Annotated in this window: 22 protein-coding genes; 12 read left to right on the plus strand and 10 right to left on the minus strand. The window is 63.2% G+C overall.

The genetic code is table 11. The features are described from left to right. Positions 1 to 10 precede the first annotated feature (10 nt). The 7 genes from ACOOEX_RS06170 to ccmA all read right to left on the minus strand — a co-directional run bounded on the left by ACOOEX_RS06170 (position 11) and on the right by ccmA (position 8,026). Positions 11 to 3,337 carry a hypothetical protein gene (locus ACOOEX_RS06170; RefSeq protein WP_420397599.1) on the minus strand — a complete coding sequence of 1,109 codons (3,327 nt, stop codon included), beginning with the start codon at positions 3,335 to 3,337 and terminating at the stop codon, positions 11 to 13. Between the two features lie 363 nt (positions 3,338 to 3,700). Next, positions 3,701 to 4,993, minus strand: a complete 1,293-nt coding sequence (locus ACOOEX_RS06175) for an O-acetylhomoserine aminocarboxypropyltransferase/cysteine synthase family protein (RefSeq protein ID WP_420397600.1) — start codon at positions 4,991 to 4,993, stop codon at positions 3,701 to 3,703. 229 nt (positions 4,994 to 5,222) lie between these two features. Beyond that, complete coding sequence (locus tag ACOOEX_RS06180; protein WP_420397601.1) at positions 5,223 to 5,801, minus strand: DsbE family thiol:disulfide interchange protein; 579 nt, start codon at positions 5,799 to 5,801, stop codon at positions 5,223 to 5,225. Then, positions 5,798 to 5,953 (minus strand): heme exporter protein CcmD, encoded by a 156-nt coding sequence (ccmD, locus tag ACOOEX_RS06185; protein ID WP_420397602.1) that lies wholly within the window; start codon positions 5,951 to 5,953, stop codon positions 5,798 to 5,800. Before ccmD ends, ACOOEX_RS06180 begins: the two co-directional genes overlap by 4 nt. Continuing rightward, on the minus strand, positions 5,953 to 6,681 hold the full coding sequence (locus ACOOEX_RS06190) for a heme ABC transporter permease (RefSeq protein ID WP_420397603.1): 729 nt from the start codon (positions 6,679 to 6,681) through the stop codon (positions 5,953 to 5,955). The genes ccmD and ACOOEX_RS06190 overlap by 1 nt, the downstream gene beginning before the upstream one ends. 56 nt (positions 6,682 to 6,737) lie before the next feature. Next, positions 6,738 to 7,394 (minus strand): heme exporter protein CcmB, encoded by a 657-nt coding sequence (ccmB, locus tag ACOOEX_RS06195; RefSeq protein ID WP_420397604.1) that lies wholly within the window; start codon positions 7,392 to 7,394, stop codon positions 6,738 to 6,740. After that, on the minus strand, positions 7,391 to 8,026 hold the full coding sequence (gene ccmA, locus ACOOEX_RS06200) for a heme ABC exporter ATP-binding protein CcmA (RefSeq protein ID WP_420397605.1): 636 nt from the start codon (positions 8,024 to 8,026) through the stop codon (positions 7,391 to 7,393). Before ccmA ends, ccmB begins: the two co-directional genes overlap by 4 nt. A gap of 205 nt (positions 8,027 to 8,231) precedes the next feature. On the opposite strand from ccmA, the gene acnA reads away from it, so the two are divergent. From acnA to ACOOEX_RS06250, 10 genes are all read left to right on the plus strand, one after another. Then, positions 8,232 to 10,916, plus strand: a complete 2,685-nt coding sequence (acnA, locus tag ACOOEX_RS06205; RefSeq protein ID WP_420397606.1) for an aconitate hydratase AcnA — start codon at positions 8,232 to 8,234, stop codon at positions 10,914 to 10,916. A 269-nt stretch (positions 10,917 to 11,185) separates the two neighbouring features. Next, positions 11,186 to 12,031, plus strand: coding sequence for a Hint domain-containing protein (locus ACOOEX_RS06210; protein ID WP_420397607.1), 846 nt, complete (start codon positions 11,186 to 11,188; stop codon positions 12,029 to 12,031). 327 nt (positions 12,032 to 12,358) lie between these two features. Continuing rightward, positions 12,359 to 13,210, plus strand: coding sequence for a Hint domain-containing protein (locus ACOOEX_RS06215; protein ID WP_420397608.1), 852 nt, complete (start codon positions 12,359 to 12,361; stop codon positions 13,208 to 13,210). A 455-nt stretch (positions 13,211 to 13,665) separates the two neighbouring features. Next, the gene (locus tag ACOOEX_RS06220) at positions 13,666 to 14,547 is read left to right on the plus strand and encodes a Hint domain-containing protein (RefSeq protein ID WP_420397609.1); all 882 of its coding nucleotides are present in this window, start codon (positions 13,666 to 13,668) and stop codon (positions 14,545 to 14,547) included. 137 nt (positions 14,548 to 14,684) lie between these two features. Further along, complete coding sequence (locus ACOOEX_RS06225) at positions 14,685 to 15,575, plus strand: Hint domain-containing protein (protein WP_420397610.1); 891 nt, start codon at positions 14,685 to 14,687, stop codon at positions 15,573 to 15,575. A gap of 68 nt (positions 15,576 to 15,643) precedes the next feature. After that, complete coding sequence (locus ACOOEX_RS06230; protein ID WP_420397611.1) at positions 15,644 to 16,534, plus strand: Hint domain-containing protein; 891 nt, start codon at positions 15,644 to 15,646, stop codon at positions 16,532 to 16,534. Positions 16,535 to 16,586: 52 nt separating this feature from the next. Then, positions 16,587 to 17,390, plus strand: coding sequence for a dimethylarginine dimethylaminohydrolase family protein (locus tag ACOOEX_RS06235; protein WP_420397612.1), 804 nt, complete (start codon positions 16,587 to 16,589; stop codon positions 17,388 to 17,390). After that, entirely contained in the window at positions 17,387 to 17,731 is a 345-nt protein-coding gene (locus ACOOEX_RS06240; RefSeq protein WP_420397613.1) for a DOPA 4,5-dioxygenase family protein, read from the plus strand. Before ACOOEX_RS06235 ends, ACOOEX_RS06240 begins: the two co-directional genes overlap by 4 nt. 8 nt (positions 17,732 to 17,739) lie before the next feature. Continuing rightward, positions 17,740 to 18,192: a methyltransferase family protein gene (locus ACOOEX_RS06245; protein ID WP_420397614.1), complete on the plus strand. Its 453-nt coding sequence runs from the start codon at positions 17,740 to 17,742 to the stop codon at positions 18,190 to 18,192. An 83-nt stretch (positions 18,193 to 18,275) separates the two neighbouring features. Next, entirely contained in the window at positions 18,276 to 18,977 is a 702-nt protein-coding gene (locus ACOOEX_RS06250) for a DUF1223 domain-containing protein (protein WP_420397615.1), read from the plus strand. 23 nt (positions 18,978 to 19,000) lie between these two features. On the opposite strand, the gene ACOOEX_RS06255 is transcribed toward ACOOEX_RS06250, so the two are convergent. Next, on the minus strand, positions 19,001 to 19,216 hold the full coding sequence (locus ACOOEX_RS06255; RefSeq protein ID WP_420397616.1) for a hypothetical protein: 216 nt from the start codon (positions 19,214 to 19,216) through the stop codon (positions 19,001 to 19,003). A gap of 130 nt (positions 19,217 to 19,346) precedes the next feature. Between ACOOEX_RS06255 and ACOOEX_RS06260 the strand changes: the two genes are divergently transcribed. Further along, positions 19,347 to 19,610 (plus strand): DUF2312 domain-containing protein, encoded by a 264-nt coding sequence (locus ACOOEX_RS06260; RefSeq protein WP_071690104.1) that lies wholly within the window; start codon positions 19,347 to 19,349, stop codon positions 19,608 to 19,610. Between the two features lie 172 nt (positions 19,611 to 19,782). Here the strand turns inward: ACOOEX_RS06260 and ACOOEX_RS06265 are convergent, their stop codons facing one another. Continuing rightward, positions 19,783 to 20,658, minus strand: a complete 876-nt coding sequence (locus ACOOEX_RS06265) for a hypothetical protein (RefSeq protein ID WP_420397617.1) — start codon at positions 20,656 to 20,658, stop codon at positions 19,783 to 19,785. 76 nt (positions 20,659 to 20,734) lie between these two features. Beyond that, the gene (locus ACOOEX_RS06270; protein ID WP_420397618.1) at positions 20,735 to 21,190 is read right to left on the minus strand and encodes an Lrp/AsnC family transcriptional regulator; all 456 of its coding nucleotides are present in this window, start codon (positions 21,188 to 21,190) and stop codon (positions 20,735 to 20,737) included. 134 nt (positions 21,191 to 21,324) lie between these two features. Between ACOOEX_RS06270 and ald the strand changes: the two genes are divergently transcribed. Further along, entirely contained in the window at positions 21,325 to 22,443 is a 1,119-nt protein-coding gene (gene ald, locus ACOOEX_RS06275; RefSeq protein WP_420398336.1) for an alanine dehydrogenase, read from the plus strand. Positions 22,444 to 22,710: the final 267 nt, after the last annotated feature.

Below are 22,710 nucleotides of genomic sequence, written 5' to 3' on the forward strand. Positions count from 1 at the left end.
CTTCAACGGATCAGCCCGCAGGCACCTGAAGCGTGATCGTGCGGCCACGTTTCACATATTGAAGCGAACTTTCTCCGATCGCCGCGACCTGACCGCCATCCAGCCTGTCGCCAACCTCGACCGTCACGAACCGACCGGACGGCAGACGCACCAGCGCCCGGCGCGATCCGGAGGAGCCGCTGACACCGATCAGGTTCAGGTTGCGCAGGTTGATGCTGCCATCCTCTGCCGCCGCGCGGGTGACCGAAGCAGAACTGGGGATGTCGGGCTCGATCGTATCCGAAGCGCTGGCCGCCACCGGCGGGGCCGGACCGCTATTGCCCGCCGCACGCGCCTGTTCGACCAGCGTGCCGATATTGGCGGGCCGCTGATTGGGCAGGAAGGACACCGCAACCGCCAGGTCGCTGGCCGATGTCACATCGCCGGGAGAGGCGTCCGCTGCCGCTTCTTCAGCCGCAGCAGCGGCCTCTTCCTGAAGCGACAGGGGACGGCTCTCGGGGCGGATCTGCGCGAGCTCGTCAAAAGTGATGCCCCCAAGGACCGCGCGTTCGCGTTGTTCCTGTAGGTCATCGGGGCGGGATTCGGGGCGGAAGGCCTGCAACAGCGCCGTATCGACCGCGCCGGGGGGGATGGCGTCAGGGTCTTCGGTGGCGGATTCGGCTGCGGCCAGTTCGGTTTCGGGCAGCTCTTCGGTCACCGCTTCGGCAGCGGCCTCAGCGGCAGCGGCGGCAACAGCCGCGGGCGCATCGCGGGGGCGCGGAACCGCAGCCACCGGCGGTGCCCCGGCATAGACGAGAATGCCATAGGGGGTCATGGCCCCCTCGGGCGTCGGCACGACCATTGTTTCGGGATCGAGCGCCAGAAGCGGCCCGGACAGGCCGGAATCGGCGGGGGCCGTGGGCATGTCGCGCGAGGGTTGGAAATCGGGCACCGGCAGCGCGTAGGCGTCATGGGCGGCCACCGCCGGGTCCAGCCCTGCGAAGATCAGCTCTTCCAGCACGGGTTCGGGATCGGGTAGGGTGATGACCGGAGGGCGCTGCCAGATGCCGGTGCGGGCGTAGAAATTGGCGTTCTCCTCTTCCGAGGGCAACACGGTTTCGGGGTCGATCACCGGAGAGGCCACGGGCGCGGGGCCAAGGTCGAGATCCTCTGCGTCGATATCGGGCAGCAGGTCCGGCGCCACGGGGGCCACCACCGGCGGGCTTGGCGCGTCCTCTGGCGCCAGGCTTGCCATGACCTCGGGCGCATCCTCGGCAGAGGGCGAGGGCGTGGCCAGCAGCGGTGTATCCAGAACCTCGGGTTCGGTATCGGCGATGATGATTTCATCTTCGCTGCCCATGCCCATCCAGCGGCCAAGCGCGGTTTCCGGCAGGTAAAACGCGGCCCAGATCCCCACCAGCCCCAGCACCGCCAGCAGGATCAGCGTCAGGATCAGCCCGGTCTTGACCGAGGGGCCGTTGCGGCCTGTGGCCACCGACCCACGTGCCAGAAGCCCGCCCATGATCGGGGCATCGGCATCGGCGATCTTCGGGGCATTCCGATTGCGTTTGGGCGGCGAAAATCGGCGGCGCGGCGTATCTTCGGGCGGCGGCGGCGCAATCGTGTCGGTCGCGGCCATGGTTTGCGCCGTGGCGGCGGGGTCCGGATTTTTCTTTCGGCCAAGCTTGCCCAGACCCTTGCGGGGTTTTGGATCTGCTGCGGGGGGCGCCAGATCCGTCGTGGTGGCGGGCTTGACCTGCGACGTCGGCGCGGCTGCCGCCTTGTCCGCCTTGTCCGCCGCGGGCGCAAGCGGTGCAGCATCTTCCGCCTCGCCCTTGCCAAGCGCGCGGAGCCGATTGCCAATGGACGAGCGTCCGCCAGACAAGCGGCCGGTCAGGCCCGAGGCCGCATCCCGCGCCTTTCCCGTGCCTTCGGTCAACTGGCGCCCGATCCCGGCCATCCGGTCCTTCAGCGAGGTCTTGTCGCCGCGCAGGCTCGGCGGCGGCCCGGCAAAGGGATTATGGCCGGGGGCGGGCGCGTCATCGGGGGTGCGGGAGGCAATCTGCGACTTGAGGCGTGCCAGCGGCGGCAATTGCGGCTCTGGCCCCGCACGGGGAGGGCGCGCCGGGGCCTGTTTCGCACCGTCCGCAGCGCCGGGCGCCGCGGCCTCCGCCTGTCTGCCAGCCTTGCGCGCAGCCCGGCCGAACACCGGTTCAGTCTTTCCTTCGGCTTCGTCCTTGCGCTCACGCGGCAGGGCGGGTTCCTTGGCGGTGGCCGCATCGGCAGCCGTTTCCGCACCGGGGCCAAAGCGCGACTTGCGGGTCCGAACCAGACTGCCCGCCGCTTCCGGCTCGGCATGTTTGCGCCGCGATCCGAACCCTGCTGGCATCTGCAACGCTTCCGCCGTCGGGGACGGGTCCACGTCAGGGGCCGGGTCGCTGCCGGAGGTGTCGCCATCTCCGGGCGGGGCGCTGTCGGGCGCGGTTTCCTCTTCTGCGGCGGCTTCGCTTTCCAGTTCCAGCGGCGTGGGCTGCGCCGCTTCAGCAAGAGACCCTGAAACATCGGGTGTCTCGGGCTGTTCCGGTCCGGCCGACTGCAGGTCTTCATTGGGATCATCGGGGGTGTCCGCAGCCTCGGGAGGCTCTTCGCCGGGGTCCGGGATATCGGGCGTGGCGTCCGCGTCGGGCGCCACAGGGGCTGCTGCCGCGTCGGGCTCACCGCTGTCATCGTCCTGGGGGGCTGCCATGGCGGGAGCGTCCGAACCCGCGTCCGGCGAAATCTCCGTATCGGCGGGCTCTTCCGACGCGTCCGCAGCCTTGCGGGGGCTGTGCCAGGTATCATGACCGAACTCGATATCGGGGATATCGGCGGTCCAGTCGATCGAACGGTCGAAATGCGCCACGCCGCGATAGCGGTTGTCCAGCGGCCGCGCGCCGAAGCCCGCAGGCGCGAATCCATGACCGGTCGCGAAGTCACGGGCCTCTTCCAGCGTTTCCTTGGCGACCACGGCCAGCTTGACGCGGCCATCCTCCAGCGGGAACCAGTCGAAAACGAGATCGTCGACAGGGTAGGGCGTCAGCCCGTCAAGCCCGGCGCGGATCTGCTCCAGCCGGTCCTCTTCATCCGGGCCGGGGGCGGTCAGCGAGGTATAGAGAATCTGATCATCGGGCAGGATCAGAAGTGTTTCGAAATCCTTGCCTGCCCGCTGCTCGGCCAGTTTGCGCAGGACCAGCAGGGACGCCCCCAGATCGGGTACATCCAAAGCGGTATCGCCCAGAACGGCCCAGTGGCCTCCGGGCTGACGATGCGCCAGGGCAATGCCCTCGGGCGAAAGGAACAGCGCGAAATTTGGTGCCATTCAGGTCCTCTGAAGATCGGGGCCGTAATGATTACCGGGCCCCCTGCCTAACCCTCGCTCTGTATCGCAGAACGTGCGCAAGCAAAACCCGATGCCCGCGCGCCATGGGCGGGTGGGCGGAATTCATCCTAAGCTGTTCACGCATAAGATCAAAGGAAAGTTAACAGATAGGCTCACCTGCCCGGAAAATCTGGAACTTCTGCCCTTTTTGGACAGGTCGCACCCACCCGTTACTCCGGTTTCCGAAAGGTGAAGGGCGCGCCGTTAACCTTAACGCGCGCGCCCTCTTTTTCACCTTGGCGAAAATACCTCGGGGGAGTCGCCGAAAGGCGACGGGGGCAGAGCCCCCTCCACCCTCTCCGCTCAGGCCGTCGCCTTGGCCAGCGCCTGATCCAGATCGGCGATCAGATCCTCGGCGTTCTCGATCCCGATCGACACGCGCACCACATTCGGAGCCGCGCCCGCGGCTTCCTGCTGTTCCGGCGTCAATTGCCGGTGCGTGGTCGAGGCCGAGTGGATGATCAGCGACCTTGTATCGCCCAGATTGGCGACGTGGCTGAAAATCTCCAGGCTGTCGACCAGCTTCACGCAGGCCTCGTAGCCGCCCTTCACCGCAAAGGTGAACAAAGCGCCGGCACCCTTGGGGCAGACCGAGGGGATGCGCGCCGAATAGGGCGAAGAGTCCAGCCCGGCATAGGTCACGTATTCCACGCGCGGGTCATTTTCCAGCCAGGTGGCGACCGTCATCGCGTTCTCAACATGACGTTCCATGCGCAGCGACAGCGTCTCGATCCCCATCAGCGTGTAATGCGCCGCCTGCGGGTTCATCGTCATGCCCAGATCGCGCAGACCGATGGCGATGCCGTGGAAGGTGAAGGCCAGCGGCCCGAATGTCTCGTGAAACTTCAGCCCGTGATAGGCGGGCTCGGGCTGTGACAGCGACGGGAACTTGTCGGAGGCGGACCAGTTGAACTGGCCGGAATCGACGATGCAGCCGCCCGTGACGGTGCCGTTGCCGGTCAGGTATTTCGTTGTCGAATGCACGACCAGCGTCGCGCCGAGCGAAATCGGGTTGCACAGGTAAGGCGTGGCCGAGGTGTTGTCGATGATGAGCGGCACACCGGCCGCATCGGCGATATCGGCAATGGCGCGGATATCGGTGATGTAACCGCCGGGGTTGGCGATGGACTCACCGAAGACCGCGCGGGTGTTGTCGTCGATAGCGTCTTTCACCGCGTCGAGATCGTCGAAATCGACGAATTTCGCGGACCAGCCGAAGCGCTTGATGGTCTGGCTGAACTGGGTAACGGTGCCGCCATAGAGCCGGGTCGATGCCACCACGTTGCAGCCCGGCTGCATCAGCGGAAAAAGCGCCATGATCTGCGCCGCGTGGCCCGAGGAGCAGCACACCGCGCCAACGCCGCCTTCCAGCGTCGCGATCCGTTCCTGCAGAACGGCGACAGTGGGGTTTGTCAGGCGCGAATAGATGTAGCCCACTTCCTGCAGGTTAAAGAGCGCGGCGGCATGTTCCGCATCGCGGAACACATAGGCCGTGGTCTGGTAGATCGGCGTCTGCCGCGCGCCGGTGGCCGGATCGGGCCGGGCGCCTGCGTGGATCTGAAGCGTATCGAAGCCGTAGCTGGGGCCGTCGGACATGATGGGGTTCCTCCAAGAACAGAAATCCCGCAATCTTTAGGTTATGGGGCAAAGGCGAACAAGCACCCGGCAATGCGAAGAACGGTTGTCATGGCAAGACAGCCGATCGCAGGCCGGGCGTTCTCGCAGGTCCCGCACGACAGGAAGTTGTTCTCAGGATTGGAGGCCGCGCGCGACAAAGGGCTTTCGAAAGCCCTTGGGAAAGGCGTTTCGAAACGCCTTTTTCGCCCTATTCTTCGGGCAGCGCCAACTCATACCCCGCCTCGGCCAGGGCCGGGATCACCTGGTTTCGCAGGCTGCGTTGGACGATGGGGCCACGGAAATGCAGGACGACCACGCCCTCGTCATTGATGAAAAAGGTCTCGGGCATCGCCACAACGCCCCAGTCGCGGCCATTGCGGGCCTCGGGGTCGGCGCCGATCCGGTCATAGGGGTTGCCCAGATCCTCCAGAAAGGACAGCGCTTGCGATGGCTGATCGCGGTAGTTGATGCCGAAGAGCGGGTTCCCGGCCTCGGCCAGCGCAGTCAGCGTCGGGTGTTCGGCCCGGCAGGGGGGGCACCAGCTGGCCCAGAAGTTCAGGATGATCAGCCCATTGCCGCGCAGGTCCTCGTCCGAAAGTCCCTCGAACTGCGCCAGCGGGCTCAGGTCAAGCGGCGGGGCGGGGTTGCCTTCGCGGGTCGAGGGCAGCGAGTCGGTATCCACCCCCTGCGCCTGATCGTCCTGATTGTTCATCAGCTGCGTGGCGGCCACCCCGAAAAAGCCGAGGGTCAGGACCAGCGGCAGCACCATGAGCCAGTTGAATTTCATGCGGAGCTATCCCTGCGGTTTTCGGCCTCGCGCAGTTGGCGCAGGACCTTGCGGGCCTTCCAGACCGAGGCGGCGATCAACAGCGCCAGCAGGGCAATCGCCCCGGCATAGGCGGAGAGAACTTCGGTGGCGTAGCGGCCCAGATCAGGCATCAGGCCATCCTCTCGCGCTGAATGAGCGCGCGCAGACGGCGGGCGCGGATCTCGGTTCTGGTGCGGTAGAGCACAAGAGCCACGAACAGGAACACGAAGCCAATGATGCAGGTCCAGAGTGGATAGGCAAAGACATCGGCCACGTTTTCCTCCGCGTCCATCGACAGTGACGCGCCCTGATGCAGCCCCTGGTTCCAGAACAGAAGCGCATAGCGCGATATGACTGCAAAGACGGTGCCAACAAGGCACAGAACGCTGGTCAGGTCAGCGGCCGCATCGGGGTTTTCCACCGCTTCCCAGAGCGCCATGTAACCCAGATAGAAGAGGAAGAGGATCAGGAACGCGGTCAGGCGCGGGTCCCACTCCCACCATGTCCCCCACATCGGCTGGCCCCAGATCGCGCCGGTGATCAACCCGATAAGCGTGAACACCATCCCCACGGGCGCGGCGGCCTTGGCGGCCAATGCGCTGACATGGTGGCGGCGGATCAGCCAGATGAGCGAGGTCACCAGCATCATGAACCACGCGCTCGATCCCATGATCGCGGCGGGAACATGGATATAGATGATCTTGACGGTCGATCCCTGGCGAAAATCGTCGGGGGTGAAGAAGAAGCCCCAGATCAGCCCCCCGATCACAAGAATAGCCGCAATCGCAGACACCCAGGGCAGAAGCGCGCCCGAGGTGGCCATGAACTTGCGTGGATTTGCATATTCCCAGATCGACATGGGCCGCAACTTACGGTGCGATTGTTGCGCTAACAATGGGTTCGGTTGCCGCGCCCCTAGCGCAGATTGACGCGGAGGGCGGCGGCGGCGGCGAAGGGCATGGCGGCGGCGGCGAGGCAGGTGATTCCGGCCAGCAAAGCAAGGGGCGTCAGCGCATCCATGCCTTCTGCGCCTCGGCGGGCGGCCTCGGCCCCGAACAGCAGGGTGGGGACGTAAAGCGGCAATACAAGAAGGGATAGAAGAAGTCCGCCGCGTTTCAGGCCGACCGTGAGTGCCGCGCCGAAAGTGCCGATGGCCGACAGGGCAGGGGTCCCAAGCGCCAGCGAGGCGATGAGCCAGGGGAACCCTTCGGGCGGCAGGTTCAGCAGGATCGCCAGCACCGGTGCGGCGGCAACAAGAGGCAGGCCAGTGGTGATCCAATGGGCCAGCGCCTTGATACCCGCGACCGCCTCCAGCGGCAGGGGCGATGTGGCGAGCAGTTCCAGAGACCCGTCTTCCCAATCCAGCGCGAAGATCCGGTCGAGCGACAGAAGGCAGGCCAGCAGCGCGCCGATCCAGAGGATGCCGGGGGCGATGCGGGTGATCATTCCGGTTTCGGGGCCGATGCCGAAGGGCATCAGGACGGTGACGATTAAGAAGAAGGCGAGGCCAAGCCCGAACCCGCCACCTGCGCGGATCGCAAGGCGAAGATCTCGTATAAGAAGTCCGATCACAACGCGCCCTCCGACAGGAAGGGGTCGGCTTCATCTACCTTGACGGGTTGGTTGCGCCGGGTGAAGGGGCCGATGTCGAGGCTGCGGGCGGTAGGAAGGCCAAGGTCGATATGGGTGGCGATAACGGCGCTGCCGCCATTTGACAGATGGGTTTCGACCGCGCGGGCAAAGCGGGCGACGTTGTCCACATCGAGCGACACTGTGGGCTCATCGAGGCACCAGACGGGCCGCCCCGTCACCAGCAACCGCGCCAGCGACAGGCGGCGTTTCTGTCCGGCGGATAGATTGCCCGCGCGCCGGTCCCGCAGGTCGGCCAGATCAAAGGCCTCCACAGCCGCGTCAATGCCGGTGGCGCCGAACACCCCGGCCCAGAAACGCAGGTTCTCGGCAACGGAAAGCTGCGCCTTCAACCCGTCGGCATGGCCCGCATAGGCGATCCCGTCATCGGGCGCGTCGATATGGCCCTCCAATGGCGGGGTCAGACCGGCGAGGGTGCGCAACAGCGTCGTCTTGCCCGCGCCGTTGGGGCCGCGCAGGATCAGGGCCTCACCCGGCGCAACGGAAAAGCCGACACCGGTCAGCACCTGGATGCCGCCGCGGGCGCAGGACAGGGAATGGACGCGCAGACTCATGCCCTCAGCCCTAGCCGAAACCGGACCGGTGGGGAAGCGCCGCGACGGGTCCAAATCGGCGCATGGGGCAGGGGGCGGGAAAAAAGCGCGCATTTAGGTATGCAACGGCATACAAAATCGCCGCACCCCCCTTGAACGACTCCTGTTATGCTGGCATAGCCCGCGCAGCACGTACCCACATCGTCTGGAACGAGGGAGGCTCTCCATGCCCATCACTGTCGGTCAGGACACCGCAAAGACCCGCAAAACGCTTACGGTCGGCGATCAGTCCATTGCCTATTACTCCATCCCCGCCGCCGAGGCTGCCGGGCTTGGCACATTCTCCAAACTGCCCGCTGCACTGAAGGTGGTGCTGGAAAACATGCTCCGCTTTGAGGATGGCAAGACCGTCTCTGTGGACGACATCAAGGCGTTTTCCGATTGGGCCGACAATGGCGGCAAGGGCGACCGGGAACTGGCCTATCGTCCGGCGCGTGTTCTGATGCAGGACTTCACCGGCGTTCCCGCCGTGGTTGACCTGGCCGCGATGCGTGATGGCATCAAGGCGCTTGGCGGCGACCCGCAGAAGATCAACCCGCTGAACCCTGTCGATCTGGTCATCGACCACTCGGTCATGATCGACTATTTCGGCAACCCGCGCGCCTTCCAGATGAACGTGGACCGCGAGTATGAGCGGAACATGGAGCGTTACACCTTCCTCAAATGGGGTCAGAACGCCTTTAACAACTTCCGCGTGGTGCCGCCGGGCACCGGCATTTGCCACCAGGTGAACCTGGAATACCTGGCCCAGACCGTCTGGACCGATGTGGATCAGAGCGGCGAAACCGTGGCCTACCCCGACACGCTCGTTGGCACCGACAGCCACACCACCATGGTCAACGGCGCGGCCGTTCTGGGCTGGGGCGTTGGCGGGATCGAGGCCGAGGCCGCGATGCTGGGTCAGCCGATTTCCATGCTGATCCCCGAAGTGATCGGGTTCGAGCTGACCGGCGAGATGGTCGAAGGCACCACCGGCACCGACCTTGTGCTGAAAGTCGTCGAAATGCTGCGCGCCAAGGGCGTCGTGGGCAAGTTCGTTGAATTCTACGGCGCGGGTCTGGATCATCTGCCGCTGGCGGACCGGGCCACCATCGCCAACATGGCGCCGGAATATGGCGCGACCTGTGGTTTCTTCCCGATCGACGACGAGACGCTGCGCTACCTGCGCACCACCGGTCGTGACGAGGACCGGATCGCGTTGGTCGAGGCCTATGCCAAGGAAAACGGCTTCTGGCGCGGCGCGGACTATGCGCCGGTCTACACCGACACGCTGCATCTCGACATGGGCTCCATCGTGCCCGCCATCTCCGGCCCCAAGCGCCCGCAGGATTACGTGGCGCTGACCGAGGCGAAAGCCGCCTTCGCCAAGGAAATGGCCGAGACCTTCAAGCGCCCCATGGGCAAAGAGGTTGCTGTCGAGGGCGAGGATTACACCATGGAATCGGGCAAGGTCGTGATCGCCTCGATCACCTCCTGCACCAACACCTCGAACCCCTATGTGATGATCGGTGCGGGCCTTGTTGCCCGTAAGGCGGCGGCCCTTGGCCTCAACCGCAAGCCCTGGGTGAAAACCTCTCTCGCACCCGGATCGCAGGTCGTGTCCGCCTATCTGGAGGCCGCAGGCCTTCAGGAAGACCTGGACAAGGTCGGCTTCAACCTCGTGGGTTACGGCTGCACCACCTGTATCGGCAACTCCGGCCCGATCCAGCCGGAACTGTCCAAGGCGATTGCCGAAGGCGATCTGGTGGCCACCTCGGTCCTGTCCGGCAACCGCAACTTCGAGGGCCGCATCAGCCCCGATGTGCGTGCCAACTACCTGGCCTCGCCGCCACTCGTGGTGGCCTATGCGCTGGCCGGGACCATGGATATCAACCTGGCGACCGACCCGATTGCCCAGACCCCCGAGGGCAAGGATGTCTACCTGAAAGACATCTGGCCGACCGCCAAGGAGGTTGCCGATCTGGTCGCCCAGACCGTCACCCGTGAGGCGTTCCAGGAGAAATATGCCGACGTCTTCAAAGGTGATGAGAAGTGGCAGGGCGTGGAAGTGACCGAGGCCGAGACCTATGACTGGCCCGCCACCTCGACCTACATCCAGAACCCGCCCTATTTCCAGGGCATGTCCAAGGAACCCGGCACCATCTCGAATATCGAGGGCGCCAAGGTTCTGGCCCTTCTGGGCGACATGATCACCACCGACCACATCAGCCCGGCAGGATCGTTCAAGGACACCACCCCCGCCGGTCAATACCTGATCGAGCGTCAGGTTCCGGTGCGCGAGTTCAACTCCTACGGCTCGCGTCGCGGCAACCACGAGATCATGATGCGCGGCACCTTCGCCAATATCCGCATCAAGAACGAGATGCTGGACGGAGTCGAAGGCGGCTACACCAAGGGCCCCGATGGTCAGCAGACCTCGATCTTCGACGCCTCGATGGCCTATCAGGAGGCTGGCACGCCGCTGGTGGTCTTCGGTGGCGAGCAGTATGGCGCGGGGTCGTCCCGTGACTGGGCCGCCAAGGGCACCGCTCTGCTCGGCGTCAAGGCCGTGATCGCCGAAAGCTTCGAGCGCATCCACCGCTCGAACCTCGTTGGCATGGGCGTGATCCCGTTCGAGTTCACCGGCGGCGACACCCGCAAATCGCTTGGCCTGACCGGCGAGGAAACGGTGGCGATCTCGGGTCTGGACACCATCCAGCCGCTGCAGGAAGTGCCCTGCGCGATCACCATGTCCGACGGCACGGTGAAGAACATCCTGCTGAAATGCCGGATCGATACCGCGATCGAGATCGAATACATCGAGCATGGCGGCGTTCTGCACTACGTGCTGCGCAATCTGGCGAAGTCGTAAGATTTCGTAGGGCGGGCAGTTTGCCCGCCTTAACTTTCAACACCCCGAAACCCCGGCCATCGTGCCGGGGTTTTGGCGCTTTTGGGCCTGATGGCTGGATGGTGGGCAAACTGTCTACCCGACACTTGCTTGACCGACCAGCGGTCAGGTTAGCTATAACAAGACGTGCTCGTTAACAATTGAATCAGTCTCCACAACTCAGGCTGGGGGAACTGGCACCTATGGCTTCGATCGGCAACTTGTACTTTCACGGAACTTTTCACGAGTCGGTGGGCACATTTACACCGATCCCACTGCCCGGCCCCTACACGTTGGACGATGGAAACGGCGCAGGTGACACGGTCTTTACATCTGGTGAAGACGTCAATCAGCCATTCACCGATGGCTCGGTAACCGATGGGTTTTACGGGACCTATGAGAAGGATGGGGTGGTCTATATCGTCTGCCGGCAGGGGCCTTACTACGATCTCTACTCAACGACGGATCCGGCGGTTGCAACTCTAGCGGCTGGCACTGCAATCCCGACTTTCAATACTGCGGATTTCACGACGTGTTTTCTGGGCGGCACGTGCATATCAACGCCTGATGGCTCCACACCCGTCGAAAACCTCCAGATCGGCGATTGCGTCGTCACCCATGAAGGCCGCGCAGTGCCGGTCAAGTGGATTGGTCGTCAGACCGTCGTAGCCGCATTTCGACCTGCGGAACGGCTGATGCCTGTGCGCTTTGCCGCCGGATCTCTTGGCGATGGCCTGCCGCAGTCTGACCTCACGGTGACCGCCGATCACGGGATGCTGGTCGATGGCGTAATCTGTCACGCGGGCGCTTTGGTGAACGGCACGACGATCACCCGCGTTCCGCTGGAGGAGATGGGGGAGACTTATACCGTCTACCACATCGAAACAGACGCCCACGAGATCATCCTTGCCAACGGTGCCCCTGCCGAAACCTTCATCGACAACGTCTCGCGCAGGGCCTTCGACAATTTCGCCGAGTTCGAGGCGTTCTATGGCGATGTGCCCGAGATGGAAGAACTGCCTTACCCCCGTGCCATGTCGGCGCGGCAGGTGCCATGGCGAATCCTGAGCGCGTTGGACACTCCGCGGTGCGCCTGATGATGTTTCGGAGCGGGCGGGGTGCAATCACCCCTCATGCAACGAACTGTGCATCGCGTGCGAGGTGATCTCGCGCCAACCGTCAGGAGTCTGGCGCAACGACTGGATCCGCTGGGCACAGGGCAATTTGGAGTTACGGGACCCGCCGAGCATCGCAAAACTGGCCCATTGCGAAGTGGCATGATCGAGCAATGCATGCCGGTTTCGCTCAGTCCGAAGGAAACTAGAAAGCCGATGACATACAGTCAGCAGAATTGCAAAGGTTTCAATCTCTGATAGGGTCATTGGCAACTATTGGCCATTGGACACGAGCAAGGCGAGGGGCCTATGAGCGACTTTTCCTATGTATCATTTGGAGTATACTTCACGAACGACGGTACGTTCGCCTTTCATCAAACAGCCGGCGGGACGATCACAGACGCAGACAATGACGATCAGTTCGAGGCGCTTGATACCTCTCCGCAAGGAACATTCGAGGGAACGACGACCATCAACGGGATAACCGCACCGGTGTTCCAGTCCGGGGGGACGTCCTTTGTGTATTTCCCCAGTGATCCGGGAAACCTTACAGGGACCAACTATCAAACGAATTTCACCGCCAGTTCATTTGCCTTTTGTTTCCTGGCTGGGACGAGCATTGCCACAGCGACCTGTTCAGTTCTTATTGAGGACCTTGTGATCGGAGATGAAATCATGTCCGTGGATGGTCGTGCTGTTAAGGTGAAGTGGATCGGGTATCAGACCGTCTCCACCCGCTTTGGCCCTGCCGAGCGGCTGATGCCGGTGCGCTTTGCCGCCGGGTCTCTGGGGGATGGCCTGCCGACTGCCGACCTGACCGTTACCGCCGACCATGGGATGTTCATCGACGGCGTCATCTGCCATGCCGGGGCCTTGGTGAACGGCACCACAATCACCCAGGTTCCCCTGGAGGAGATGGGGGAGACCTACACGGTTTATCACATCGAGACTGAGGAGCACGAGATCATCCTCGCCAACGGCGCGCCTGCCGAGACGTTCATCGACAATGTCAGCCGCCGCGCCTTCGACAACTTCGCGGAGTTCGACGCGCTCTATGGCGACGTGCCCGAGATGGAAGAACTGCCCTATCCGCGAGCGATGAGCGCACGGCAGGTGCCGGGGGCGATCCGGCGAAAGCTTGGAGCCTCCGAAGCGGCTTGAGCCGGATCAATGCTGCGATCGAGATCGAATACATCGAACATGGCGGCGTTCTGCACTACGTGCTGCGCAACCTGGCGAAGTCGTAAGGACCGCTCGTAGGGTGGGCAGTCTGCCCACATTAACTTTCAACATCCCGAAACCCCGGCCATCACGCCGGGGTTTGTTGCTTGAACAACACCTCAGCTGCGGTGCGGAGTTTGTCGCGGCCGGCGTTACGTCTAGCCGTTAGTGGACCTGGCTTACCGGTGAGGCGGTGTGCTCTTGACCCGGGCAGAATTCAAGCAGCCGGTGGGTTTGGCCGGCTTTTGATTGAGAAACCGGGACTGAACACCTGGTTGTGGTCCGCATCTGGAACGAGCGACAGCAACGAAAGAGCAGAAGTCAAAAAAGAAATTAGTTGACATCTGCTATGATTGCACGTGATTGTCTTTTGAAGCTAGTGAGCGGGGGCCTTTATGTCGGATTTTACCTATAGTTCGTTTGCAAGCTATTCTCTGGCAACGGGGGATGTTGGCGTCAAACGAGATCAGCCGGGCGTCATAACGGACACGGACAACGACAATCAGTTTGAGGGGTCTGATCCAGGTGGCCCTGACCCGATTCTCGGCAATTTCACGCTTGAGTACTGGGGAACGTTAACGATTGGCGATACGACCTTTCCAGTGTTTAGGGACACAGATTTTCATCAGCCTTGGATGTTCGCCCAAGCCGGGGAAACCTTGCCGGATTCTGCCAATTTTGCCCTCGTGGATTTCAATGATACCTTCGTGTTTTGTTTCGCCGAGGGGACGCGGATCTCTGTGTCGGAGGGTTGGTGTGCGATTGAAGACCTTCGTATCGGCGACTTCATCCTTACCGCCGATGACAGATTGGTTGCGGTCAAATGGATCGGGTATCAGACCGTCTCCACCCGCTTTGGCCCTGCCGAGCGGCTGATGCCGGTGCGCTTTGCCGCCGGGTCTCTGGGGGATGGCCTGCCGACTGCAGACCTGACCGTTACCGCCGACCATGGGATGTTCATCGACGGCGTCATCTGCCATGCCGGGGCCTTGGTGAACGGCACCACAATCACCCAGGTTCCCCTGGAGGAGATGGGGGAGACCTACACGGTTTATCACATCGAGACCGAGGAGCACGAAATCATTCTTGCCTACGGCGCGCCTGCCGAGACGTTCATCGACAATGTCAGCCGCCGCGCCTTCGACAACTTCGCGGAGTTCGACGCGCTCTATGGCGACGTGCCCGAGATGGAAGAACTGCCCTATCCGCGTGCGATGAGCGCACGGCAGGTGCCGGGGGCGATCACCAGGAAACTACAAAGCCTGTGTGTGGCATAGCTATCCTGACGGCGTAATAATATTGCGTGTAATTTATTGATCTAGATCATTGCTATCTCCAGCAATCAATTTCACCCTGTCTCTGCTTTTTTTGCGTGATCACGTATTCGGCTGATCACCTGCAGATCGGGGGACTCATGGCATCAGAGAACTTTGGATACGCTTACCTGATCACCAGCGGCGCGCCTCCGGGGAATGTCACGCTCAGCAACCGCGATGGCGGAAACTACACGCTGACGGAGGCTGATTCAGTCATCGACGGGTCCGTCGCCGTTGGGGATGCCGTTCAGGTCAGTGGCGACTACAACTTCACCGGCGTGTTTCTGGGCTATGCCGTCGATGGGTCGGGCAACCCGGCCTTTCCGCTGATCGAAGCGCCATGGGGCGCAATTCACATGTTCTCGGATAACGGATTTCTGCAGTATCAGACTTGGGCGACGTCAACCTCCTATCCCTACGCCGTCTGCTTTCTGGAGGGGACAGCCATCGCCACTCAAACCGGTGGGACCGCCGTTGAAGAGCTTTCTATTGGTGATCTGATTCTGACTGCCACTGGCAAGGAAGTGCCCATCAAGTGGATCGGGCGACAGACCGTTTCCAAGCGCTTTGGGCCTGCCGAGCGGCTGATGCCGGTCCGCTTTGCCGCCGGGTCTCTGGGGGATGGCCTGCCGACTGCCGACCTGACCGTTACCGCCGACCATGGGATGTTCATCGACGGCGTCATCTGCCATGCCGGGGCCTTGGTGAACGGCACCACAATCACCCAGGTTCCCCTGGAGGAGATGGGGGAGACCTACACGGTTTATCACATCGAGACCGAGGAGCACGAAATCATTCTTGCCTACGGCGCGCCTGCCGAGACGTTCATCGACAATGTCAGCCGCCGCGCCTTCGACAACTTCGCGGAGTTCGACGCGCTCTATGGCGACGTGCCCGAGATGGAAGAACTGCCCTATCCGCGTGCAATGAGCGCAAGGCAGGTGCCTGCTGCGATCCGCGCGCGGCTCGCCGAAAGGGCCGTTGCCTGACCCGCGAAGGTTGACTCAACCGCTATCCGTTTGGACAGTAGTGCTTTCTGATTTCTTCGGAGGGTGAGATGTTCAATTATTTCGAACACGCATTGTTCAGCCTGGCGGGCAGCTTTCTTGGATATTCCGCCGCACTTGGATGGATTCCGGATGAGGACGGAGACGGACAGTTCGAGACGGGGGACACCGACACCGGCGGAAATTGGGGTGGGTTCTCGCCCACGGAATTCGGCGCATTCGTCGGCACCGTCATCATGGTCAACTCGCTGCTTCAAAACGTGGTTCTGCCGGTCTTCCAGGCGGCGAGCGGATACCGTGTCTTAAACCCTTATCCCGAACCGATCACCTTTCCCTCGACCTTGCCTGCGATCAACGCCGGGGCGAGTTTTGCCTTCTGTTTCGCTGAAGGAACCATGATCTCGACCCCGAGCGGGGAGACAGTGGTCGAGGCGCTGCGCATCGGTGAGGACGTGCTGACTGCCGATGGCCGGGCTGTTCAGGTGCGCTGGATCGGGCAGCAGACCCTGTTTCCGCGCTTCGCGCCCGCAGCGCGGCTGCGCCCGGTACGGATCGCGGCGGGGGCTCTTGGAGATGGGCAGCCACGCTCCGACCTGACAGTGACCGCCGATCACGGGATGCTGGTAGATGGCGTCATCTGCCACGCGGGCGCGCTTGTGAATGGCACGACCATCACGCGCGTGCCTCTGGCGGAGATGGGCGACACCTACACCGTCTACCACATCGAGACCGAGGCGCATGAGATCATCCTCTCAAACGGCGCGCCCGCCGAGACCTTCATCGACAATGTCTCGCGGCGGGTGTTCGACAACTTCGCCGAGTTCGACGCGCTTTATGGGGACGTGCCCGAGATGGAGGAACTGCCTTTCCCGCGTGCGATGAGCGCACGGCAGGTACCGGAGCGGCTCAAGCTGAAGCTGGCCGGGCAACGCGCAGCGTAAGGCCTGCCTTTTCGGCTGGCACAAGACCGGGAATGGCGGCACAGTGACCACCATGACCGATCATTCCTTCCGCTTTACTCATGCCCTCTGCCGCCGTCCCGCGCGGTCCTGCACGCAAGGCTTGCGCGCCGTTGACATGGGCGCGCCCGACCCGGACCTCTTCGACGCCGAACATGCCGCCTATATGGACGCCCTGCGCCATGCGGGGGCAATGGTGACGGTGCTGGAACCGCTGGAAGATTACCCCGACAGCTGCTTCATCGAGGATCCTGCCCTGTGCCTGAAGGGCACGGCCATCGTGCTGCGCCCCGGCGCACCCTCCCGGCTTGGCGAGGCGCAGGCGTTGAAACCGGTGCTGGAGGGGATGTTCCCCGAGGTGCGGGACCTGCCCGGCACAGGCTTCGTCGATGGGGGCGATATCCTGTGTTCCGACACGGAGGTGATGGTGGGCCTGTCTGCGCGCACGGACCTGGAGGGGGTCAATGCCCTGCGCCCGCTGGTTGAGGATCTGGGCTACCGCCTGCGGATCGTGGAAACCCCCGCCGATATCCTGCATTTCAAGACCGAAAGCAGTCTTCTGGATGCGGAAACCATCCTGGCCACGCCGAAGCTTGCGGCAACCGGCTGTTTCGACGGCTACCGGGTGATCGAGACGGCGCCGCTTGAGCATGCGGCGGCCAATGCGATCCGCTTCAACGATCATGTCTTTGTCAGCGCCGGTCACCCGCGCACCGTGGAGCGGTTGGACAAGGCGGGCTACACCGTGGTGGAACTGCCGATGACGCAGGCGGCGTTGCTGGATGGCGGTCTGTCCTGCCTGTCGCTGCGGTTCTCGCTGGCCGGCGGGCTGACATGAGGGATACGGGCGGGATCACCGGCTATCACGCCCATGTCTATTTCGATGAGGGCACGGTGGCGCAAGCGCGCGCCCTGTGCGAGGCCGCGCGCGACCGTTTCGGCGTGGTCATGGGGCGGATGCACGAGACCTGCGTGGGGCCGCATCCGCACTGGTCCTGTCAACTGGCCGCGACGCCTGCGCAATTCGCCGAGCTGTTGCCGTGGCTGGCGCTGAACCGGCGGGGCCTGATCGTCTTCGCCCATCCCGAAAGCGGGGATGAGCTGGCCGATCATCGAGATCACGGGATCTGGCTGGGAAGCGGGTTGCCGCAGGACCTGTCGATTTTCGTGAAAGGGTAGGGGCTCAGATGCTAAAGGGCTTCCCCGATTGGCCGCCGATCTGGTTTGCGGGCTTTTGCGCGGCGGCCTGGCTTTTGGCGCGGGAATTGCCGCTTGTTGTGGCCTTCGGCCCGCTGTTCTGGGGGCTTGGACTGCTGCTGATCGCAGGCGGGCTGGCGCTGATCGGCTGGTCGGCGATCTGGTTCTGGCGCAAGAAGACGCCGATCGAGCCGCATCACACGCCCAAGGCGCTGATCGTGGAGGGGCCATACCGCTGGTCGCGCAACCCGATCTACCTTGCCATGGTGGCGATGCTGACGGGCTATGTGCTGTGGCTTGGGGTGCTGAGCCCGATCCTGTTGCCGGGGCTATTCGTGTCGGTCCTGACCCTGCGGTTCATCATCCCGGAGGAGGAAGCGCTGGTCGACACTTTCGGGCTGGAGGCACGGCGCTATCTTCAACAAACCCGGCGTTGGCTGTAACGCGAACTCGCAAAGGCTTGATTGGCGTCCCCGGACCGGGTTCACTACCTATCAGGGGACAAAAGGGAACACTCACGATCATCATGCGGAATATCATCGCCTCACTTGCCCTCGGTCTGCTTTCGCTGACTGCCCCCGCGGCCCGTGCCGACAGCCCGGTCGTGGTGGAGCTTTTCACCTCGCAGGGCTGCTCGGCCTGCCCGCCCGCCGATGCGTTGCTGACGCAGCTGGCCGCGCGGGAAGACGTGATCGCGCTGGCGCTTCATGTGGACTACTGGGATTATATCGGATGGGCCGATACCTTTGCCTCCGGTCAGTTCACCCGGCGCCAGCACGCCTATGCCCGCCATGCCGGACAGCGCATGGTCTATACGCCGCAGATGATCGTGGGGGGCGTGGAACGGGTCGTGGGCTACGAGCCAATGGATGTGGCCGAGTTGATCGCCCAATACAGGGTTGTGGATTACCCGGTGGAGGTCAGCCTGTCGCGCGTCGAGGGAGGCATCGTGCTGCGCGCCGTGGCCTCCATGGCGCTGGAGGAACCCGGCATGATCGTCCAGATCGTGCGCTATATGCCCAGTGAAATGGTGGAGATCCGGCGCGGAGAAAATGCGGGCCGCACCGTGGAATACAGCAATATCGTCACCGAGTGGATGCGGGTCGGAGACTGGTCGGGCGCCGAGCCTTACGAGCTTCAGCTGGTCGATGACTCGGCCCTGCCCATTGCCGCGATCGTACAGATGGCGGGACCGGGCCAGATCCTTGGCGCTGCGCGGCTGGACTGAGCAGCTTGGAGACCTCGCCGCCGTCAGGCGAGGAATACGCCCATCACGACCGACATCAGGCCAAGCGCCGAGATCAGCAGCGCCCCCATATTGAGAAACACGATCCGCTGCAGCCGGGCGCGGGTTTCCACATCGGGCAGGTTTGCCCGGCGCACCCGGACGGCCGAGGCGATGCAATAGGCGATGATGATGAGCCCCACAGACGTGAGCGCCGCGCCGAGCCAAACGAGCCATTCCATGTGCAGATCCCTTCGTTCCGTCCCTGATAGTCGCCTAGCCGAGCCCGGCGCGCTTCGCAAGTCTTGCGGGGGGCGGGCAGGGGGGCTAGACCGGGGCTCTGGTGAGATCCGGCAATGAGAGGCAGGCCCGATGGATGACGTGAATTCCCCCCCCGACAGCTACCGTGTGACCGCAGATGAGCTGCGCCAGTTCATCGAACGGGTGGAGCGGTTGGAAATGGAGAAAAAGGACATCGCCGACCAGATCAAGGAGGTGATGGCCGAGGCCAAGGGCCGTGGCTATGACACCAAGGTTATGCGCAAGGTCATCGCGCTGCGCAAGCGTGAACCCGACGATATCGCCGAGGAAGAGGCGGTGATGGAGATGTACAAGGAAGCGCTTGGCATGCGGTGATGTCGCCGCCTTTGGCGTCGACCCGGGTGCGCCCCTCGTCAGGCGCCTCTGGCGCCCTCCTCGGGCCGCGTTGCCACGGCTGTGTGGCGCGCTCCGGGGGCCGATCAGCCCATTGCGCCTGCTGTAGCGGCAGGATGCCTCCGGCGGGAGTATTTTGGCCAAGAAGAAGGGATCAGGGCGTGATCAGGGTGACGCCGGGGATATGGGCGACCGCGTCCATGTCTTCTTCGTAGGAGGCGGTCATGTCATCGAGCATCTCGGCGGACCATCCGGGGGTGTCCAGGTCTTCCTCCAGCGCGTCGTCAAGCGCGTATTTGTCAAGGAAGGCGGCCACCACCCGTCGGCGCAGCATCTCGTTTTCCGGCGGGTTTTCAGACAGGTAACGTTGCATCCTGCGGAAGCCGGCAGGGTCCATCAGATCCTCGATCAGGTCATCCACACCATCGAGCGGGGCCAGCGCATCGCAGCCGGCCAGTTCGCGCATCACCTCGCCCCAGATCAGCGGCGTGTCTTCGTTGCACCAGACCGAAACCGGGCTGTCGGGCACCGCCACGCGCATGCGCGCCAGCATCTCGGACCAGGCCAGCGCATGCGGCTGCATGTCTTCGGTGAATTCCTCGAACTGGCGGAAGCGAGAGCCCCGGAAGAGGGCCGGGATCAGCGTTGCGGGATCGCGCATCCCGAGCATGAATTCCACCTGTGCCGTGGGAAAGAGGTTGCGCAAGCTGCGCGAGACCCGGTCGATCATCGGCCAGATCTGCGCGCCGATCACCACCAGCCGGTTGATCGAGACCATGCGCGGATCGGAGAAGATGATGCGTTCCGTGCCGTCGGGGATCTTGGCCGAGGTCAGGATATTGCGCTGCAACTCTTCCGGGGCGGGGGCACCGTCAAGCGCGCGCAGCGTGTCCTTCAGAACATCGCGATAAAGCGCCGGGGTGGGCACCGCGATGCCCTGTTTTGCCAGCGTGTCGCGGTTCTTCAGGAGGGACCGGATCAGCCTGTCATCATCGGTGCACGGGGCCCCCATGTGAAACACGACCTGCATGATACCTGCCCCCTCGCAGTCAACCAAACCCGCCTGACCCTAACCGGGGCCGGGGCTGAGGCAAAGCCCCAAGATATCAACGGACCGGGTAGCCCTGCCAGAACTTGATGGGGCGCAGCGCGAAGGTGGTGTGCATGGAGGAGACATCGGGCAGCGCGGCAAGGCAATCGCGGTGGATACGGTCATAGTCGTCCATGTCGCGGGCGACCACGCGCAGGGTGTAGTCGGCCTGACCGCTGGTCAGGTGGCATTCGAGGATATCGGGCGCGGCTCGGACAGCTGCCTCGAACCCGTCCAGCACACTCCGCTCCTGGCTGCGCAGGGTGATCTCGACAAAGACCAGCAGATTGAATCCCATCTTGCGGCGGCTGAGCCGGGCAGAGTAGCCCGCAATGATGCCAGAGACCTCCAGTGACTTGATGCGGCGATGGCAGGCGGAGGCGGAGAGGCCGAGCTCATTGGCGAGATCGGCGACCGGGCGGCTCGAATCGCGTTGAAGCGCATGCAGGATACGGGTGTCGATGCTGTCCATTTTTTCCCGGATTTTGATTATTTCGCGCAAGATTGCTGCGCTGATATCGTCAAAATGCGGGAAGAAATCAAGAAAATTGCGCTCAAGCGCGCGTATTCTGACGGAAAGGAAACGCCGCGATGGAGGAGGTCGTCATGATCGTCGGGTGCCCCAAGGAAATCAAGAACCACGAATACCGTGTTGGCCTGACGCCCGAAAGCGCGGGCGAACTGGTGGCGCATGGCCACAGCGTCCTGATCGAGACCAATGCCGGATCCGGCATCGGCGCAATGGATGAGGATTACGTGGCTGCCGGTGCCACCATCATCGACACCGCGGAAGAAATCTTCGCCACGGCCGACATGATCGTGAAGGTCAAGGAACCGCAGGCCGGTGAGCGCGCCATGCTGCGCGAGGGTCAGATCCTCTACACCTACCTGCATCTCGCCCCCGATCCGGAGCAGACCAAGGACCTCGTCGCCTCGGGCGCGACCTGCATTGCCTATGAAACCGTGACCGGCGCGGGCGGCGGTCTGCCGCTGCTGAAGCCCATGAGCCAGGTGGCCGGCCGGATGTCGATCCAGGCGGGTGCAACGGCGCTGGAGAAATCCCATGGCGGGCGTGGTGTTCTGCTTGGCGGCGTGCCGGGCGTGGTGCCCGCGAAAGTGGCCGTGATCGGTGGCGGCGTCGTGGGCTTCAACGCCGCGCAAATGGCCGTGGGTCTGGGCGCGGACGTGACCATCCTCGACCGCAGCCCCGACGTGTTGGAGCGCCTTGCGATCCATTTTGAATCTTCCGCGAAAACCCGGTTCTCGAACCTCGCCAACCTCGCGGAATGCGTGGCCGAGGCCGATCTGGTCATCGGCGCGGTTCTGGTTCCCGGTGCGGCTGCACCCAAGCTGGTGACCCGCGCGATGCTGTCGACCATGAAGCCCGGCGCGGTGATGGTGGACGTGGCCATCGACCAGGGCGGCTGCTTCGAGACCTCGAAGGCCACCACCCATGCCGATCCGATCTACACCGTGGACGGGATCGTGCATTACTGCGTGGCCAACATGCCCGGCGGCGTTGCGCGCACCTCGACCTATGCGCTGAACAACGTGACCCTGCCGCACGCGCTGCGCATTGCGAACCTGGGATGGAAAGAGGCGCTGGCGCGTGACCCGCACCTGGCGAACGGGCTCAATGTCTGGAACCATCAGGTGACATATGAGGCCGTGGCCCGTGACCTCGGCTACGACTACACGGCTGCCGCTGCCGCGCTGGCCGCCTGATCCAAGCGATCCTCCCCCGCCCGGTCTTGTTGGCCGGAGGGAGTGCACCCCGGACGGTCCACCCTTCCCGTCCGGGGTGCATTTTCATGCGTGTCTGCAGTTCTTGGGAAGACGGAGTTTTCATTCATCTTTAGGAGTTTTCCGCTCCCCCTTCATTCAGGGGAATAATTCTAAAACTGACGCCAGTTTGTTAATAATTGTTAATGTAAAATAGTCTCTTGGCAGGTAACCAATAAACGCATAACATTGTAGTGTAGTTGATTTTGT

Source organism: Nioella sp., assembly GCF_965215655.1.
GTDB lineage: Bacteria > Pseudomonadota > Alphaproteobacteria > Rhodobacterales > Rhodobacteraceae > Nioella.